17 protein-coding genes are annotated in these 14,958 nt (G+C 54.4%); 15 read left to right on the forward strand and 2 right to left on the reverse strand.

Annotated elements, in window-relative coordinates; translation table 11 throughout:
* Nucleotides 1-28 precede the first annotated feature (28 nt).
* Both dapB and NTX17_00120 read left to right on the forward strand, forming a co-directional pair.
* Nucleotides 29-871: a 4-hydroxy-tetrahydrodipicolinate reductase gene (gene dapB / locus NTX17_00115; GenBank protein ID MCX5799789.1), complete on the forward strand. Its 843-nt coding sequence runs from the start codon at nt 29-31 to the stop codon at nt 869-871.
* Between the two features lie 88 nt (nt 872-959).
* Nucleotides 960-2,675 (forward strand): proline--tRNA ligase, encoded by a 1,716-nt coding sequence (locus NTX17_00120; GenBank protein MCX5799790.1) that lies wholly within the window; start codon nt 960-962, stop codon nt 2,673-2,675.
* A 54-nt stretch (nt 2,676-2,729) separates the two neighbouring features.
* On the opposite strand, the gene rpsT is transcribed toward NTX17_00120, so the two are convergent.
* On the reverse strand, nt 2,730-2,996 hold the full coding sequence (rpsT, locus tag NTX17_00125; GenBank protein MCX5799791.1) for a 30S ribosomal protein S20: 267 nt from the start codon (nt 2,994-2,996) through the stop codon (nt 2,730-2,732).
* Nucleotides 2,997-3,184: 188 nt separating this feature from the next.
* Here rpsT and NTX17_00130 point away from each other — a divergent pair, with 188 nt between their 5' ends.
* From NTX17_00130 to NTX17_00175, 10 genes are all read left to right on the forward strand, one after another.
* Nucleotides 3,185-3,478: a type II toxin-antitoxin system RelE/ParE family toxin gene (locus NTX17_00130; protein ID MCX5799792.1), complete on the forward strand. Its 294-nt coding sequence runs from the start codon at nt 3,185-3,187 to the stop codon at nt 3,476-3,478.
* Entirely contained in the window at nt 3,444-3,821 is a 378-nt protein-coding gene (locus tag NTX17_00135; protein ID MCX5799793.1) for a HigA family addiction module antitoxin, read from the forward strand. Before NTX17_00130 ends, NTX17_00135 begins: the two co-directional genes overlap by 35 nt.
* A 312-nt stretch (nt 3,822-4,133) precedes the next feature.
* On the forward strand, nt 4,134-4,352 hold the full coding sequence (locus NTX17_00140; GenBank protein ID MCX5799794.1) for a ribbon-helix-helix domain-containing protein: 219 nt from the start codon (nt 4,134-4,136) through the stop codon (nt 4,350-4,352).
* The gene (locus tag NTX17_00145) at nt 4,342-4,629 is read left to right on the forward strand and encodes a type II toxin-antitoxin system RelE/ParE family toxin (protein ID MCX5799795.1); all 288 of its coding nucleotides are present in this window, start codon (nt 4,342-4,344) and stop codon (nt 4,627-4,629) included. Before NTX17_00140 ends, NTX17_00145 begins: the two co-directional genes overlap by 11 nt.
* 83 nt (nt 4,630-4,712) lie before the next feature.
* Nucleotides 4,713-5,237: a hypothetical protein gene (locus tag NTX17_00150; GenBank protein ID MCX5799796.1), complete on the forward strand. Its 525-nt coding sequence runs from the start codon at nt 4,713-4,715 to the stop codon at nt 5,235-5,237.
* A gap of 190 nt (nt 5,238-5,427) precedes the next feature.
* On the forward strand, nt 5,428-5,634 hold the full coding sequence (locus NTX17_00155; GenBank protein ID MCX5799797.1) for a type II toxin-antitoxin system HicA family toxin: 207 nt from the start codon (nt 5,428-5,430) through the stop codon (nt 5,632-5,634).
* Nucleotides 5,634-5,891: a type II toxin-antitoxin system HicB family antitoxin gene (locus NTX17_00160; GenBank protein MCX5799798.1), complete on the forward strand. Its 258-nt coding sequence runs from the start codon at nt 5,634-5,636 to the stop codon at nt 5,889-5,891. The genes NTX17_00155 and NTX17_00160 overlap by 1 nt, the downstream gene beginning before the upstream one ends.
* 185 nt (nt 5,892-6,076) lie before the next feature.
* Complete coding sequence (locus NTX17_00165) at nt 6,077-6,589, forward strand: hypothetical protein (protein MCX5799799.1); 513 nt, start codon at nt 6,077-6,079, stop codon at nt 6,587-6,589.
* Between the two features lie 574 nt (nt 6,590-7,163).
* Entirely contained in the window at nt 7,164-8,102 is a 939-nt protein-coding gene (locus tag NTX17_00170) for a hypothetical protein (GenBank protein ID MCX5799800.1), read from the forward strand.
* A gap of 1 nt (nt 8,103) precedes the next feature.
* Nucleotides 8,104-8,307 carry a hypothetical protein gene (locus NTX17_00175; protein MCX5799801.1) on the forward strand — a complete coding sequence of 68 codons (204 nt, stop codon included), beginning with the start codon at nt 8,104-8,106 and terminating at the stop codon, nt 8,305-8,307.
* Nucleotides 8,308-8,363: 56 nt separating this feature from the next.
* Here NTX17_00175 and NTX17_00180 read toward each other — a convergent pair whose 3' ends face one another.
* A complete protein-coding gene (locus tag NTX17_00180; protein MCX5799802.1) occupies nt 8,364-8,486 on the reverse strand; it encodes a hypothetical protein in 123 nt (40 codons plus the stop codon).
* Nucleotides 8,487-8,773: 287 nt separating this feature from the next.
* Between NTX17_00180 and NTX17_00185 the strand changes: the two genes are divergently transcribed.
* The 3 genes from NTX17_00185 to NTX17_00195 all read left to right on the forward strand — a co-directional run bounded on the left by NTX17_00185 (nt 8,774) and on the right by NTX17_00195 (nt 14,938).
* Nucleotides 8,774-12,808 carry a hypothetical protein gene (locus NTX17_00185; GenBank protein MCX5799803.1) on the forward strand — a complete coding sequence of 1,345 codons (4,035 nt, stop codon included), beginning with the start codon at nt 8,774-8,776 and terminating at the stop codon, nt 12,806-12,808.
* Between the two features lie 303 nt (nt 12,809-13,111).
* Nucleotides 13,112-13,636, forward strand: a complete 525-nt coding sequence (locus tag NTX17_00190) for a hypothetical protein (protein ID MCX5799804.1) — start codon at nt 13,112-13,114, stop codon at nt 13,634-13,636.
* 141 nt (nt 13,637-13,777) lie between these two features.
* The gene (locus tag NTX17_00195) at nt 13,778-14,938 is read left to right on the forward strand and encodes a hypothetical protein (GenBank protein MCX5799805.1); all 1,161 of its coding nucleotides are present in this window, start codon (nt 13,778-13,780) and stop codon (nt 14,936-14,938) included.
* The last annotated feature ends 20 nt before the right edge of the window (nt 14,939-14,958 follow it).

Raw genomic sequence — 14,958 nt, forward strand, 5'->3', positions numbered from 1 at the left:
GACGTGCGCTACCAGTAGGAGGCATTTGGTGAAGCGGAAAATTCTGGTTGCGGGCATATGCGGGCGCATGGGTGGAAGGGTCGCGGAGCTCGTGGCACAAGATCCAGAGCTTGACCTCGTGGGCGGCGTGGAGCTGGCCGGCCACCCGCGCGCGGGCGCCATACTTTCCGTGGGCGAGACCGAGGTGAGAGTGGCACGAGGTTTTGCCGACAACGTACCGCAGGCCGAGCTCCTTGCGGACTTCACAAGCCCCGAGGGCACAGTTTCGGCGGTCGAGTTTTGCTTGCAGAGAAGCATGGCCCTGGTCGCAGGAACGACCGGGCAGAGCGAAGCCAACGTCAAGATGATGAAAGACGCGTCCAAGAGGATACCGCTACTTTTCTCACCGAACATGAGCGTCGGTGTCACGTTACTCACAAAGGTACTTCCGGGAATCGTGCGTGCCCTGGAAGGGAAGTGCGAAATAGAAATCGTCGAGAAGCACCATCGCGCCAAGAAAGATTCCCCGAGCGGGACTGCGCTCAAGCTCGCCCAGGCGATCGTCGAAGCGTCACGTCAGGGAGCCGTCGGGTCGCGTGAAGATGGCGCCGCCTCGCGTGAGGGAGAGAGATTTCAGATAAGGTACGGCAGGGATCAGGGTGTTTCAGAGAGGCAGAGAAATGAGATATTCGTCCATTCCATCAGGGCCGGGGACATAGTCGGTGAACACACGGTGTTGTTGGCGTTGAAGGGCGAAAGAATAGAAATCAAGCACGTGGCGGAGTCCAGGGACTGCTTTGCTCACGGAACGCTCGCAGCCATCAAGTTCCTTCTGGGAAAGAAAGCCGGATGGTACACGATGGAGGACGTAATAGACCTGCAGGAAGTCTAGCGAACGAGGGGCACCGCCCGTCGAAGAGACCCACTTCGTGGGATAGAGTCCTCGGGAGCTCGATATACGGTCGCACTTGGAGGAAAACATGAGGTGGACACGGACATTCATACCGACTCTCAAGGAAGAGCCTTCCGACGCTGAGATTGTGAGCCACAAGCTGATGATCAGGGCGGGCCTGATGAGGAAGCTCACCAGCGGAATATACTCGTACCTCCCGCTCGGGATCCGGGCGATAAAGAAGGTCGAACAGATCGTCAGGGAAGAGATGGACCGCATCGGCGCCCTGGAGACGCTGCTGCCGATATTGCACCCCGCCGAGCTGTGGAAGGAAAGCGGTAGATGGGACGTCTACGGTAAGGAGCTCATGAGGCCGGTCGACCGTCACGATCGTGAACACGTGCTCGCCCCCACGCACGAAGAAGTTATCACCGATCTCGTACGCAGGGAGGTTCGTTCGTACAAAGAACTGCCCATCACGTTTTACCAAATCCAAACAAAGTTCCGCGACGAGATCAGGCCGCGCTTCGGAGTCATTCGCGCGCGCGAGTTCATAATGAAGGACGCTTACAGTTTTCACAGGGACGGCCAGTCCTTGAGAGAAACATACATGGCCATGCACGGCGCCTATTCGCGGATCTTCGAGAGATGCGGCCTCAAGTTCACGGCGGTTGAAGCCGACTCGGGCGCGATCGGCGGCGATTTCACGCACGAGTTCATGGTCCTCGCGGGAGAAGGGGAGTCGGAGGTGGTCTCGTGCGGATGCGGCTACAGCGCCACCTTGGACAGGGCGACGACCGCTGCCGTGACGGACGCTCAGAAAACCGGTAAGCCTGCGCCTCTCGGAAAAGTCCACACACCGGGGCTCAAGACGGCGGACGGCGTGGCCAAGTTCCTGGGCGTCGATACTTCCGCTCTGGTAAAGACCCTGTTGTACCAGGTGGACGGTACCACCGTTGCGGCCCTCATTCCGGGCGACAGGGAACTCAACGAGGCCAAGCTCAGGAACTTCCTTAGGGTAGACACGATCTCAATGTCGAGCCCCGAGGAAATACTGAAATGCACGGGTGGGCCACTCGGCTTTTCCGGGCCGATCGGCCTCAAGGGAACTAGGCTTATCGCCGACGAGCGACTGAAGCACATGGAGAATTTCGTCGTGGGCGCGAACGAGGAGGACTATCACTACACTAATGCCAACCTCGAGCGCGATTTCACCGCGATCGACTACGCGGACCTGGTCGTGGCGCGGGAAGGCGACGCGTGCGTCAAATGCGCCAAGCCTGTTTCCATCACGCGGGGGATAGAGGTGGGGCAGATTTTCGAGCTCGGGACCAAGTACAGCAAGGCCATGCACGCGACCTATCTGGAGCACGACGGCCAAGAGAGACCGTTCCTGATGGGCTGCTACGGGTTGGGAGTCACGCGCACCGTCGCGGCGGTAATAGAGCAGAACCACGACGCGAACGGAATCATCTGGCCGCTTTCCGTTGCGCCGTACGACGTGGAAGTTCTTCCAGTCAACGTGAACGACGAAGCGCTGCGCAAGGCGGGAGACGACCTCTACGAAATGCTGAGCAGGCGCGGCCTTCAGGTCCTTCTCGACGACAGGGACCAGAGGCCGGGCTTCAAGTTCAAGGACGCCGACCTCATCGGACTACCCTTAAGAATAGTGATCGGGGAGAAGGCCATGGCCGAGGGGAAGGTCGAGATCCACGTAAGGCGGACCGGCGAGAACATGCGCGTCCTGCTCAACCAGGTGCCCGACACCATACAGACACTGATCGCGGAGAAAAAGGTGTACTGAGGCTCGGCTGCGGGGCACGAGCGCCTGCAGGATGTGCCAGGGAACCGCAGCGACCTACGTAGTGCCGGCCGACAGCTTACCTACAGCCTTCGCGAGTCTCGATTTCGTCCTATTGACAGTGGACTTGTGAAGTATTGATTTCTTCGCGGCCCTATCCATCAGAGAAGCGCATCTCTTGAACGCCGTGGCGCCCTCCGCCGCATTCGTGCTTTGCCTCACCTTCTTGACCGCACTCTTGATCTCTGTCTTGATGGCCTTGTTGTGGAGAGACTTCTTCTTGTCCTGTCTCATCCTTTTCCGTGGTGATGCGTGAACTGGCATCGATACCTCCTTTTGATATCGCCAAGAGAGTACAATAGGCGAGGCGGGGAAGTCAAGGGGGGACAGGTCCCACAGATAGACCGCTGACATGAAGCCTGTAAGGCACTCATCTGGAAGCGGCATAACCCATGGTTGTGCCGTCAATAAACGGTTTGACAGGAATGCTGATATCCGATATAATATAATACATGATACGTTCGTTTTGCAATCGGGGAACAGAGGATGTTTTTGATGGGGCCGACACGCCCGCCGCGCGACAAACGTGTCCACAAGGATCCTGGTCTGTCGCGCGGAGGAAACTTGACCAAGTCAACCGTGTAAGAGAATTGCAGCATCTGGCTGTTCCTTCAGGAAACCGTCTTGAACGTCTGAAAGGGAAGCGAGGCGGACAGTTCAGTATTCGCATGAACAGTCAGTACAGGTTATGTTTTCGATGGGAGAATGGAAATGCTTACGAAGTCGAAATCACGGACTACCACTAGACGCAGGGTCTCCTCGCAGGAGATGGTTGGTCGTCGACTGCCACGGCATCGGCCTCCGACCCATCCGGGCGAGATGCTGCTGGAAGAATTCTTGAAGCCGCTGGGTATCACTCAATCTGAATTTGCAGTCCGTTTAGGAGTGTCATTCCCGCGCCTCAATGAAATCATCCGCTGTAAGCGTGGTGTCACCCCCGATACGGCCCTTCGTCTGGCCCGGGTACTAGGCATGTCAGCTGACTTTTGGCTTGGCCTCCAACTGGACTGGGATCTGTGGCGGGCCATGAGGGCGAAGAAGACAGATGACATAGCACGGTTGCAGCCGTTCAGCCGAAAGGCTTCATAGACTGCCCAATCCCTATGAGGCCCCCCCCGCGTCAAGGGGTGAAGTTCGACCGCGACCGGCCGCTCAATTCTACAGGTTGATTGACCAGACCAAGTATCACAACTCCGTTGACCAACTCTTGTTGTTGTTGAATGTTCTGGAGTGTGATGTCCATTTCTCGGTACGGGCAAAGAGCGCTATCTGGAGAAGAAGACGTTCTAAGAGCACTTATGCGGAAACGGCATAAGCCGTAGTTAGGACTGATAAGAAAGAGGCTTGCATGCAGAGACGTTATGGTGTACAATGTAATACGAACAGTACAGGAGGTACACTATGACTACACCCGTTTCCGTGAGACTACCGGCTGACCTGGCCAAGAAACTAGATGGGGTCGCCAAAGAGACTGAGAGGCCCAGGTCTTACATTGTGCAAAAGGCACTTGAGTCTTATCTTGAGGATTACGCCGACCTGCAGATAGCGCTCGATCGGCTGCACGACAGGACCGATCCGGTGGTTTCCGGTAAGGAATTAAGGAAATCCGTTGGCCTATAGCATTGTCTTCAAGAAGTCTGTTTCCCGAGACCTGGCCAAGCTGCGCAAGGAAGAGGCCCGCCGTATCCTGAGGCAACTCGAGAAGGATCTGTCCGACGATCCAGGTTCCTACCCCGTCTTGAAGGGCAAGTTTGCTGGACTCAGAAAATATCGCGTGGGGAGCTACCGCGTTATTTACACGATTCTCGGGCGAGACGTACTTGTTCTTCGTGTAGGACACAGAGGTGAAGTCTACAAGCAACGCAACACAAGAACCCTCACCCGGCCACGCACCTGACGGTCGGAGTCTGACATCTAGATTCTGTGGCTCTGCCCCTGACTCTTCCGCTCGCAGGTGATGGCCATCGTTGGATGACGCTGATGAGGAGAAAAGAGGAGATGCGATTCGATTCGTGTTTCAAGTTGACCGTCGTACTGGGCTGTTTGCTATTCCTGGCGCTCGCGGGCTGTGGGTCCGACGAGAATAGCCCGCTGGTTCCGAAGATCCCCGCTGACGAGCTCAGAACCGCTCCGGAGAGGATTGCTCTGGGAGATCAGGAGTACGCGCTCGAGACTTACTTGTGGAGAGATTTCATGCCCCCATGCCCCCCTGACGGTCAGCCGTTGATTGCCCTACTTCGGGTTGTCGAGCAAAACGGTGAGCCGATCGCACAGGACTTGAAGATCGAGTACTTGTGGGTGATCAACGGTGCGAAGATTTGGGCCACCCCTGTGTCGGACGAATCTCTGCCGCCTTCGCCGCAGAATGAACTTCACGTAATCGCCCGCGGAGGCCCGAAGTGGGGGCCGCAAATCCAGGTTGACGTAGTCGTGGCGTTGCGGTGGGGGCAGGGTTCTTTGCAGCTTTTGAGGGCTCCCAATCAGTGGATTGGTCGAACGGACTGAGGCCTCCAGCAAAGCCCCCAGGGCCACCCGCAGGTTACGCCCACTCTAAGCCCCGCAGCACAGCATTGTCAGCATCATCTTGTTATCGGCAATGGGATCAACTTCCTCGTTTTGCTCTGGGCGGTCGGTGTGGTAGGATTGTGCACGCGTCCAACTGGCGATCAGGCCTTTGTGAACGGGGCAAGCGGGGATGAAGATTTGTCACGTCATCAGACTCATAGAAGACGACGGTTGGTATTTGGTTGTGACCAGAGGAAGTCATCGGCAGTACAAGCACACTACGAAGGCTGGTCGTGTCACGATTGCGGGTCACCTGAATGACGATCTGGCCCCCGGTACACTGAACAGCGTCTTGAAGCAAGCGCATCTACAGAAGCCTAGGAAGGGGAAGATGTGATGTATCGTTTCTTGATTGTCATCGAGAAGGCCAACGGCAACTTTTCGGCATATTCACCTGATTTGCCTGGGTGTGTGGCAACCGGCAAGACGCGCGAGCAAGTTACCCGTAACATGTACGAGGCGATTGAAATGCACGTGCGCGGCCTGGTCGAAGATAAGCTTCCTGTGCCGAAGTCACACTCGTTTGCTGAATACGTTGCCGTTCCGCCAACCCGAGGAGCGTTTCAGTCTGGCAAGGCGGGGCTTGACCAGTAGCCTAAGCTGACGGACTTCGGTGTCACGGCGCCTACAGGGCCCGCGGCGCGCTATGAGGCGCCTTACGGCAGTCAAACCAGCTCGACCGGCACTACACCTGACGCGATCCCAGTCAACGTACGTTGGACAGGTGGGTTATTCTTTTCGTTGCGCGACCACCCCGAAGTGAGGGAGGGAAGACTCTGATGGCACGACGAGTATACGTAGTTCTTGTGGCTCTGCTACTTGTCACAACGGTGGTCTTCGCCTTCCTCTGGGCATTGGCAGGGCGACACTGCCAGGAGATGAGGATGACGATACGCGAATTGAGCGGAGTCCGCGAGAGCAACCTGGCTCTGCAGGATAGCCTGCGCATGGTTGCCGGTAGCTTGTCCTCAGCGAAGGATTCTGCAGAAGCGGAAGCGGACCAACGCATCCTTCTTGATCAGGTCGATATTCGTAGGCTGAAAAAGCTGGGGCTTAGCGATCCAGCGACTCAGTTAAGACGGGACTTGGTTGCGCACCCAGAGCTGATACCGTATGAGGGTGTACTCGGCGGCACGATGGGCTTTGTAGAGCACAGAGTGACTTTGCTTTCGACTCGATGGGTTTTCGCTGAATTTGAAGACGGGCACATTATGGGTAGTTGTCTGCTTGAATACAACGTGGCGCGGGGAGGTCGTCTCTCGTGGAAGGTGCTGTCTGCAACACTGAACTAGGGCATCTCAACACGCATCTGAGAGTCGCGGGTCGATTACCTAGCGCCGCGGTCAAGCCCCGCGAACCTGTCCTCGGCGCGGCAAACTGACTGTCACTGCGTCCTAGCCAGAGGATACCTCAGGGTCATGCAAGAATGCCAGACGAAGCAATTGTGCTGACGCTACCAGTATTCACGCGGGCATAGCAACTGGCCGGCATGGATTTGGAGTCGCGGCGGACACCTTTTTTCTCTCCCGCATTCAATGTTGCGACACTTGACTTGTGAGCAGGACAGTGCTATGGTTCTGTGAGCGCGCCACAGAGGTGCGGTAGTAGGATGTCGGAAGAAAACGGTTCAGCGTGCAGGCGGGGGCCGTCGCTATGTTTATCTCGCTATGAAGACGAGCCTTGCAGTGTATCCAGACATGCTGAGGATAATCTAGATCGGCAACTTATTCTAGATCAATGAGCTAACGCGGCAAGTTACACAGGTTTGGTCGAGATACACCGCAGATTCTTGTCTGTGTATTGGTTATCTAGTTCAGTATACCGCATGTTAGGAGCGCAGGACTCTCGAGGAGAGGAGGATCGCATATGGCGAAACATGGAAGTGGGTCTCGATTTCGAGCAGTGCTTGCTGTCTTCTTGGGCATGCTGACGGCAGGGCTTATCCACCTAGCGGTCATGCCCTCCGCTCTCGATACGCTTGTCAGAGTTGTTCTCTTGGTGCTTGCGGGAGCTTGCGTTGCCGTAATGTTCGCAATGTACTTGTACGGCTTAGAATCAGGTCCGTCAATCACTGCCGAAGTCTCCGGGGTCCCACCGAAGGGCCGTCTATCAGTCGTTCCTAAGGAACTCGCCCCACCGAAGCGTGAGATCATGTCCGTTGCTCCGACAATTCGCGAAAAACCTGATTCCGCTCTCGAAGATCCAAGTGCGAAGGCTGTGCTTGACGACTTCTACGCCATCCTTGAGAAACCCGATCCGGCCAGATACCAGCGAGGCGCCGAGCATTTCGTTGCGCACGTTGCAGTCCTCGCGAAGTCGTGGAAGGCTTTGGCAAACTATGCTCGGTGTCTAGCCATGCTGGGGGACTTTGATTCCGCGCGCGAACACGCCGAGACACTACTTCATCTCCACGGTGCCACCCCAGAAGCGGTGGCATCCTATCATGACCTGATGATTCTCTGCGTTGCCTCGAGGACGCCTGAGACGGCAGGCGGTCTCCGCGACGCCTTGCTAAAGGAACGACTGCACCACGTTGAGGAAGGGCTTCGTGCACTCCCCAATCATATGTCTCTCCTTCTGAATGGGTTCGAGACATCCGTCGCGCTGTCTGATTACGATGGGGCACTGCAGTTTCTCAGGCGGGCCGTGAACGTTGATAGGACGTCCGCGGCGATTCGCATCCAGCGAGCCATCGATGCTGACCCGCCTTTGTTTTCTGGGTTGCAGCATGATGAGGCGATACAGGCGATGCTCCGCGAACTTGGAGTGCGCACAGTCCCGATTACAGATCAAGGGAGGTCATAACATGCCACGGTCTTCGACAAGCGCTCTTCGTGCCATAGCCATCTCACTCGTGATCGGATTCCCTACCACCATTGGACCCAAACCGGCACCCCTGCCGCCTGTGGCTATCATCCTGAAAGCCGACATGCCGGCAACTAGCGAGGTGTCGGACGTGATGGAGCTCGCTACCCTCGACGCGGACGTGGTCTTCACTGAGTTTGATTGAAGCTCGTCCTCTGACCGGTCGGGGAGATAGGTGTCAAGAGAGTCTGGGGACATGGGTTACACTTTGTGTCGTTTGAGTCTACCATATTCGTCCTCGATGCGCGTGTGTCGTTCATGTAGCCGGCCGAGTTTGAGGGGGCCGAAGTAGACGTTCCAGATGTTGTTGTCGATTTCTTCCAAGCCTACGTACTCCCCGGCGCACAGGATGGAGATATTGACCCAGTGCGAGTTCCAGCGGATGCCGCATCGTCGGCGCGCTAAGAAAACCGGGCAGGAGGACTTCTGAATGACCATTTCGGTGAGAGAAGTTGTTCGCCCAGGACACTCATAGTTGCATCCTTTGCGCCGTTCTGGGTCTCTTGTTGCGCCGACTATGGTTTCGATATATAGCCTATCTAGAGGCAAAAGCGTTTTTGGATTGTATATGACATCATCGATCCTGAACGTCTCTGATTGGAGGAAGGAAGATGGGTGACCATGACTTCACAGGGCTATCTGCTCGCTCCTTCGAGCAGATGATCCAAGCATTGTCCTACAAAGTTCTTGGTCCAGGACTTGTCATCTTCGGTGATGGGCCAGACGGGGGGCGCGAAGCGACCTTCTCCGGTCGCCTTTCCAACTTCCCATCAGCAACAGATGTTTGGGATGGTTATGTCGTCGTCCAGGCGAAGTTTTGCCAGCGACCCAAAGGGAAACCGGCTGAAGATGCGCGGTGGTTGTCGAATGAGCTGAAGAAGGAGTTGGACTCCTTTGCTGCAAGAGGTTCAAAGCGGAAGAAACCGGAGTACTACATACTCGTGACCAATGTGGTGCTTTCCCCCGCACCTTGCAGAGGTGGTAAGGACAAAATCACAGATGTGATAGCACAATATGCGAAGCGCGTGGGCATCAAGGAATATCGTGTGTGGGACTACGATCAACTCTGCAGGTACTTGGATGCTGATCAGGATGTGCGGAACGCCTATCGCGTTTGGATTACGTCAGGCGATGTTTTGGCCAAGTTGGCATCGGTCGTGGAGAAGTCGTTTCCCGAATTCACGAAGGTGATGGTGAATTTCCTCCAAAAGGAACTCTTGGACGATCACTATTCGAAGTTGGAGCAAGCAGGACACAGCCCGGAGAACCGAGTCCCCTTGGAGCGTGTGTTTGTTGATCTCCCGACCTTTCCAGAGCGACAATCCGAAGCTCCAAAGGAGGGCGAAGACCCAAGAGAGTTGCCGTCCGGTTTCCTATTCGCGATCCTGAAGAAAGGGGCAATGTGCCTAAGACCAGACGAGGAATTCACCTCGCTTTCAGGGCAAAGGCCAGAACAGGTGCCGCAGCAAACTGAGGTTGGTCGATATGTATTGATCGGTGGCCCTGGCCAAGGGAAGTCAACGTTAGCGCAATTCCTTTGCCAGATCCACAGAGCGAATCTTCTTAGGGATCGGGGTGATTTGGAACCTGACGCAAAGGATGCCGTAAACTCGATTCTCGCTCAGAGCAAGAGGCAAGGTCTTGATGCGGTTTTTGCCCGACGATTCCCATTTCGGATTGAGTTGGCGCGTTTTGCAAAGGTACTAGCCAATTCCAAGGAAACCAAAGTAACTTCGGTTCTTTCATACGTAGCGTTCGCGATCAGAGAAAGGAGTGACTATCAGGTTTCACCAGACGACCTCAGAATCTGGCTTCGGGATTATCCTTGGTTGCTAATCCTCGATGGCCTTGATGAGGTCCCGCCTTCGAGCAACCGAACACAAGTCCTTGAGGCGGTCAGGGACTTTCAAGTTGATGTGTCGAGCTGTCAGGCGGACGTGCTTATATTGGCGACTACTCGGCCGCAAGGCTACAACGAGGAGTTCTCACCGAGAAGGTATGCGCACTTATGGTTAGCCCCCTTGTCAGTCGCTCGCGCACTTCATTACGGAACAACCCTGGTCGAGCTGACCTATCAACACGATAGCCAGAGAAAGAAGGAAGTTCTGAGCAGATTGAAGGAAGCTGCAAAAGTTGATGCTACTGTGCGTCTTATGGAGAGTCCTCTGCAGGTTACGATTATGGCGCGTCTCCTGGCGCAGATAGCAAAGCCGCCGCAGGAGAGATACAAGTTGTTCCAACAGTATTACAAGGTGATTTATAGGCGAGAGATGGAAAGGAATGTACCGGTTCTATCGCAGTTGCTCCGGGATTACGAAACAGACATAGATGCCATCCATTACAACACCGGACTACTCCTCCAAATCGAAAGCGAAAGAACGCAACACACGGACGCAACCTTGTCAATTAAGGAATTCAAGACAATTGTTCGCGATCGCCTTGACAAAGAGGGGCATCTCGAAAAGGTGCTAGAAAAGCTTTCCGGAGATATTACCAAATGCGCAACGGACCGGCTCGTATTCCTTGTTCCGTCGCAAAGCGAACGAGTTGGTTTCGAGATCAGATCATTGCAGGAATTCATGGCTGCAGAGGCCCTGATGGACGGTAAAGACCAAGTGGTAGTCTCGAGGATGAAGGCTATTGCTGGTGTCCCATTTTGGCAGAATGTCTTGCTATTCACAGCTGGCAAGTGTTTTGCAGAGAGACAATGGCTTCGTGACAACGTTTCTGAAATCTGCGCTGAGATGAATGACGATCCAGGAGACCCTCTAGCACATCTGGTTCAGGCCGGTTCTCGAGTTGCCTTGGCGCTGTTAGAGGACGGACCTTCGCGAAGGCAACCAGCTTATTCTCACGCTCTGGCGCGTCGGGCTTTGGGCCTGTTATCGTTACCGCCATCACAAGTTCACGACCGCTTGGCCGATGTATATGAACCTGATTTCGAAACTGTATACCGCGAAGAGGTAGGACGATTCCTTGCAGGTGACCAAGGTAGTCAGACTCTGGGTACTTGGCGGCTCTTGCTGCGTCTGGCCACGAAAAAGTCGCTTGCCTGGGCGCGAAAATGCGCCGAAGAGTATTGGCCCAACGACATGGAGACAACCGAGACCGTTCTCGACGTTGTGGACGTCCTGGAAGAGCCATGGATCTGGAGCAAATGCGAGGACAGATTCTTCGATTTTCCTTCTTTGGTTCGTCCTCATAGATTACTTCCCGATGGCATTAAAGACCTAGAAAAACAGCGAATTGTGCGGAACAAGCTTGTTCTTCAAGCGTTGAAAGTTGAGGCCATGTGGTGGTATCCAAGAGAGGTGCCTACCCAATTGTTTAGGTTACCGGGAATCGGAGAGCTTTCGTTCTCCACACTCAGTCTTGAAGCAGCGCGCGCGATTCTGTCCTCACTCGCCAACCTGAAAAGTGTACATCCTTACTGGGTACCTTTGGTGGTGTCTGCACAATTTTCTGAGAACCCTACAAAGGAAGTGCTTTCCGCGGCATTGAGGGAATTGGCGGATAGCATGCAACCCCAACAGACTGACCGCTCGTATTTCCTGTCGGTGCTCCCATGGCCGTTGCTAGCATGTATTGATGCGGCAGATGGACCAGATGATTTGCGGTCGTTCGCGGAGCGGATAGACCGCGGTGAAATGGGTAATTGCGAGGATTGGCTCAGAGCAGAGAAGCGTTGGCAGAATCAAGGGATCACCAGTGACGATGTACGTTTTATGAACGATGAAAGATGGCCGATTCCCAAAGAGATCGCTGATGTGGGGATCCCTCTTGGTGTTTGTCGCTTCGATTTTGGGAGGCGGACTTGGAAGACTGCTGGCCTCAAGAAGTTCTGGGAAGTTCTGCCGGGAGCGAAGTCGAGAGCCTGTTTTGCCCCATGGTTGGTTTATGCTTCGCTCGGCCAACACGGGCCTTTCGGTATTCCAGATGACTTGCACGCGATAGGGGAGGACATGCGTGAGGTTTTCAAAGATGCGCTTGGTGCACTCAAAGGAAGAATCCCGATGCCTTCTAGCATCATCACTGGGGTTATCACACTTTGGGGAAAATCCCCGGATTCAGTGGCTTTGTTGGATCTCTTGGGGAAGAAGTCGGAATCCGTCTATCGTTCAGGGCCCGAATTCGTCTCATGGGACGGGGACAGCGCGGCCGTTGACTTCATCGCCTCTGCAATTGCTAAAGATTCCTCCCTTGTCGGTCTCCGGTCTTTGCTAGCCATGATAGCAGAGACGCGCAGGATTGGGGGTGTCGGGTCTTCTGTTGCACACCTCGTAGAAGATAAGGACCCTGGTGTTGCCAGAGATGCAACAATTTTGGAGATGTGTCGACCAGAACTTGACGAGAGTGCGGTTCGTCGCATTCTAGAGTCAATCCCGAAGCGGTGGTCGGGTGATTCCGAGACCGTGAGACGGTTCGTCGGAGTCTTCGCCCACCAGCTTATGGCGAGCACCGCTGCTACCAGCTTCCTGGAGATTCTTTGGGAGCAGGTTCCTGCTGAAATGAGTCACGTCAGGCAACAGATTATTGAACTCATGATGACTTTCTTAGGCCAGAGAGTCACTCGCTTAGGAGAGGAGCGAGTCTGGAGGGACATGGAGTTTCCGCCTGGACTCCGCGGAATGCTGATGAAACAATGAATGGGCAGATGGGAATTCTTGGGGCTCCTGCAGCGTTGGCAAGGACCGGCAGTCCCGATGCTAAAGATATGAGGAAAAGCGCCAGCACCTGCTTCACCTGCGCGTCACTGCGTGCCGCCAGGTGAAGCACACCTAGGCCCTGGGAGGGCGGCATTCAGATGTCTATCTGTTTAGGACAGGGTCACCAAAGTTACTAGCTTCTACAAATGTGAGAGGAAAGTCGCTCGACCGAATCCCAACGCCGGCCCGAGCAGTGACATGCGCAAGCGCATACCAGATAAGGCGGCGACAACGGTGCTCGTTATGAGCCGCAGAAGATGTTGTTTATGTTTTGGTCTTGAGGGGGATCACAGCATGGTATTGCATGGCCAGATAGCTCATCTGGACAGGGATCACGAGAACAACGACGAGGACAATTTGGCTTACCTGTGCAACAAGCATCATGCGGTCTACGACTCAAGAAGCCCGCTGAGCAAGAGCATGACTCCTGGCGAGGCCAGGAAATATAGAGAGGAGCTGTATGCATACAACAGGAACCACCTTGGCCTGCAAGACCCTCAGGAGGAAATGGAAATCGTATTGTTGGTGATCGGGCAAGATCCGCCAGTCTCATTCAGAGCCATAAGACGCCACGTGACTTTGATCCGCTGTAGCGAGACAAGGCCTGCACAAACGCAACGGCAATTGGACGAGTTTGTTCGGCTTGGCGTGTTCGTCGAGGTAGGCTCTGAAGAATACATCATGAATGACACTGCGCTGGCCGAATTGAGCAAGGCTCACGATCATGCGACAGAAGAGCCAAGACAACTACCAGAGAGCGAGGCATAACAAGAGCATCCAACGGACAGGGCTAACGCCCTGCGCGCTGATGCTCGCCGTTATGCCACACGATGTTCACTGTAACTCGACTTGAGTGAAAACAGACTGAACCCAGAGGCAATGCCCTCTGGATGTCTGGAGGTCAAACTAATGGCTAAGCGTCAAAAGTTCGTCGGCTATGTATCGATCCCTTTCGGGATAAAGCATCGCGATGATTTCACGGAGTTGTATAAGAAGGCAATTTTTGCCTCGACCGCTCTCGTTGCTTCCGGAGAGCCGTCTAACGTATGCCTGTTCCGCGAAGATGAGGAGGAACCTACCCACCTGTACGAGGCACGACATTACCGGCGGTTGGAGCGGTTTGGACGTGCCTCCGTCAAGCCGGAGCGACGTCTTCGGGACGAGATTCAAAGGCATATCATCCTTGCCGACTTCGTAATTGCAGATATTTCTCACCTGAATCCCAACGTAATGCTAGAAGTTGGCTTTGCGCAAGCGATTGACAAGCGTATTATCTATGTCACTCATACTCCAGACCAATTTCCGAGCAACCTTGGCGACCTCAAGCGGCGTTATGATTACAATACTCGCGACCTTTTTACTCTCAAACGAAACTTGTGGCACAAAATCAGCGAAGTCATTGAGGAGGTGAAGCACGAAGACCTGCTCGAGAAGGAACACGGAGGTACAATCGAATACTTCCGAGAACGCAAGAAGGCCGCACTTGAGGATAAGTTCGCGAAGGCTCAGAATGTAATTCAGATATTGACTACTAACCTGATGACAGTTAGCGCCGTATATCTGGTTTCGATTCTTACTGCGATATCGAATGCGAAGAAGGATGGGAGGAAGCTCAAGGTGACCATATTGACTTCCGATCCGACAAACCCATTCATCGAAGCGCGTGCTAATCAGCTGATTGAAAACCTCGATGGATATCGCGGTGAACTGGAAGGTAGTTTGAAAGCTATCGCAGCCAAGCTGCAAAGGGAACCACATTGTAAGATTCTAACATATCGTGAGTTTCCCGTTCAACTCTGGCACCGTATCGATGGAACGATCTATATTGGAGCCCCCTCACTGATTCGCCGCTCACGGGACAACTGTGTATTCGCTGTTTCCGTGGATATTCCCGGAATAAAGGAGACATTTCTTGATCATTTTGCTGAACTTGAAAAGCGAGCTAGAGTCTATGCTCCAGAGAAACACAGGCGCGTGAAGCCGATGTCCACAGGGGGCGATGCAGCCGGAGAAAAGAAAGAAGCCTCGAAGGCTAAGAAGCAGAAGTTCGATTCTAACTCACGGAAGTGACGTTCTAGGTAGCAGCTGAA

Source organism: Candidatus Eisenbacteria bacterium (assembly GCA_026388185.1).
Lineage (GTDB): Bacteria > Eisenbacteria > RBG-16-71-46 > JAFGJU01 > JAFGJU01 > JAPLKG01.

What these genes read in the sequence shown, in the direction of transcription:
- NTX17_00150 (MCX5799796.1), top strand. Translation starts at nt 4,713, where the DNA reads ATGAGGAGAAAAGAGGAGATGCGATTCGATTCGTGTTTCAAGTTGACC.
- NTX17_00120 (MCX5799790.1), top strand. Translation starts at nt 960, where the DNA reads ATGAGGTGGACACGGACATTCATACCGACTCTCAAGGAAGAGCCTTCC.
- rpsT (MCX5799791.1), bottom strand. Translation starts at nt 2,996, where the DNA reads ATGCCAGTTCACGCATCACCACGGAAAAGGATGAGACAGGACAAGAAG.
- NTX17_00165 (MCX5799799.1), top strand. Translation starts at nt 6,077, where the DNA reads ATGGCACGACGAGTATACGTAGTTCTTGTGGCTCTGCTACTTGTCACA.
- NTX17_00135 (MCX5799793.1), top strand. Translation starts at nt 3,444, where the DNA reads ATGCTTACGAAGTCGAAATCACGGACTACCACTAGACGCAGGGTCTCC.
- NTX17_00185 (MCX5799803.1), top strand. Translation starts at nt 8,774, where the DNA reads ATGGGTGACCATGACTTCACAGGGCTATCTGCTCGCTCCTTCGAGCAG.
- NTX17_00140 (MCX5799794.1), top strand. Translation starts at nt 4,134, where the DNA reads ATGACTACACCCGTTTCCGTGAGACTACCGGCTGACCTGGCCAAGAAA.
- NTX17_00130 (MCX5799792.1), top strand. Translation starts at nt 3,185, where the DNA reads ATGATACGTTCGTTTTGCAATCGGGGAACAGAGGATGTTTTTGATGGG.
- NTX17_00155 (MCX5799797.1), top strand. Translation starts at nt 5,428, where the DNA reads ATGAAGATTTGTCACGTCATCAGACTCATAGAAGACGACGGTTGGTAT.
- NTX17_00195 (MCX5799805.1), top strand. Translation starts at nt 13,778, where the DNA reads ATGGCTAAGCGTCAAAAGTTCGTCGGCTATGTATCGATCCCTTTCGGG.
- NTX17_00160 (MCX5799798.1), top strand. Translation starts at nt 5,634, where the DNA reads ATGTATCGTTTCTTGATTGTCATCGAGAAGGCCAACGGCAACTTTTCG.
- NTX17_00170 (MCX5799800.1), top strand. Translation starts at nt 7,164, where the DNA reads ATGGCGAAACATGGAAGTGGGTCTCGATTTCGAGCAGTGCTTGCTGTC.
- NTX17_00190 (MCX5799804.1), top strand. Translation starts at nt 13,112, where the DNA reads ATGAGCCGCAGAAGATGTTGTTTATGTTTTGGTCTTGAGGGGGATCAC.
- NTX17_00175 (MCX5799801.1), top strand. Translation starts at nt 8,104, where the DNA reads ATGCCACGGTCTTCGACAAGCGCTCTTCGTGCCATAGCCATCTCACTC.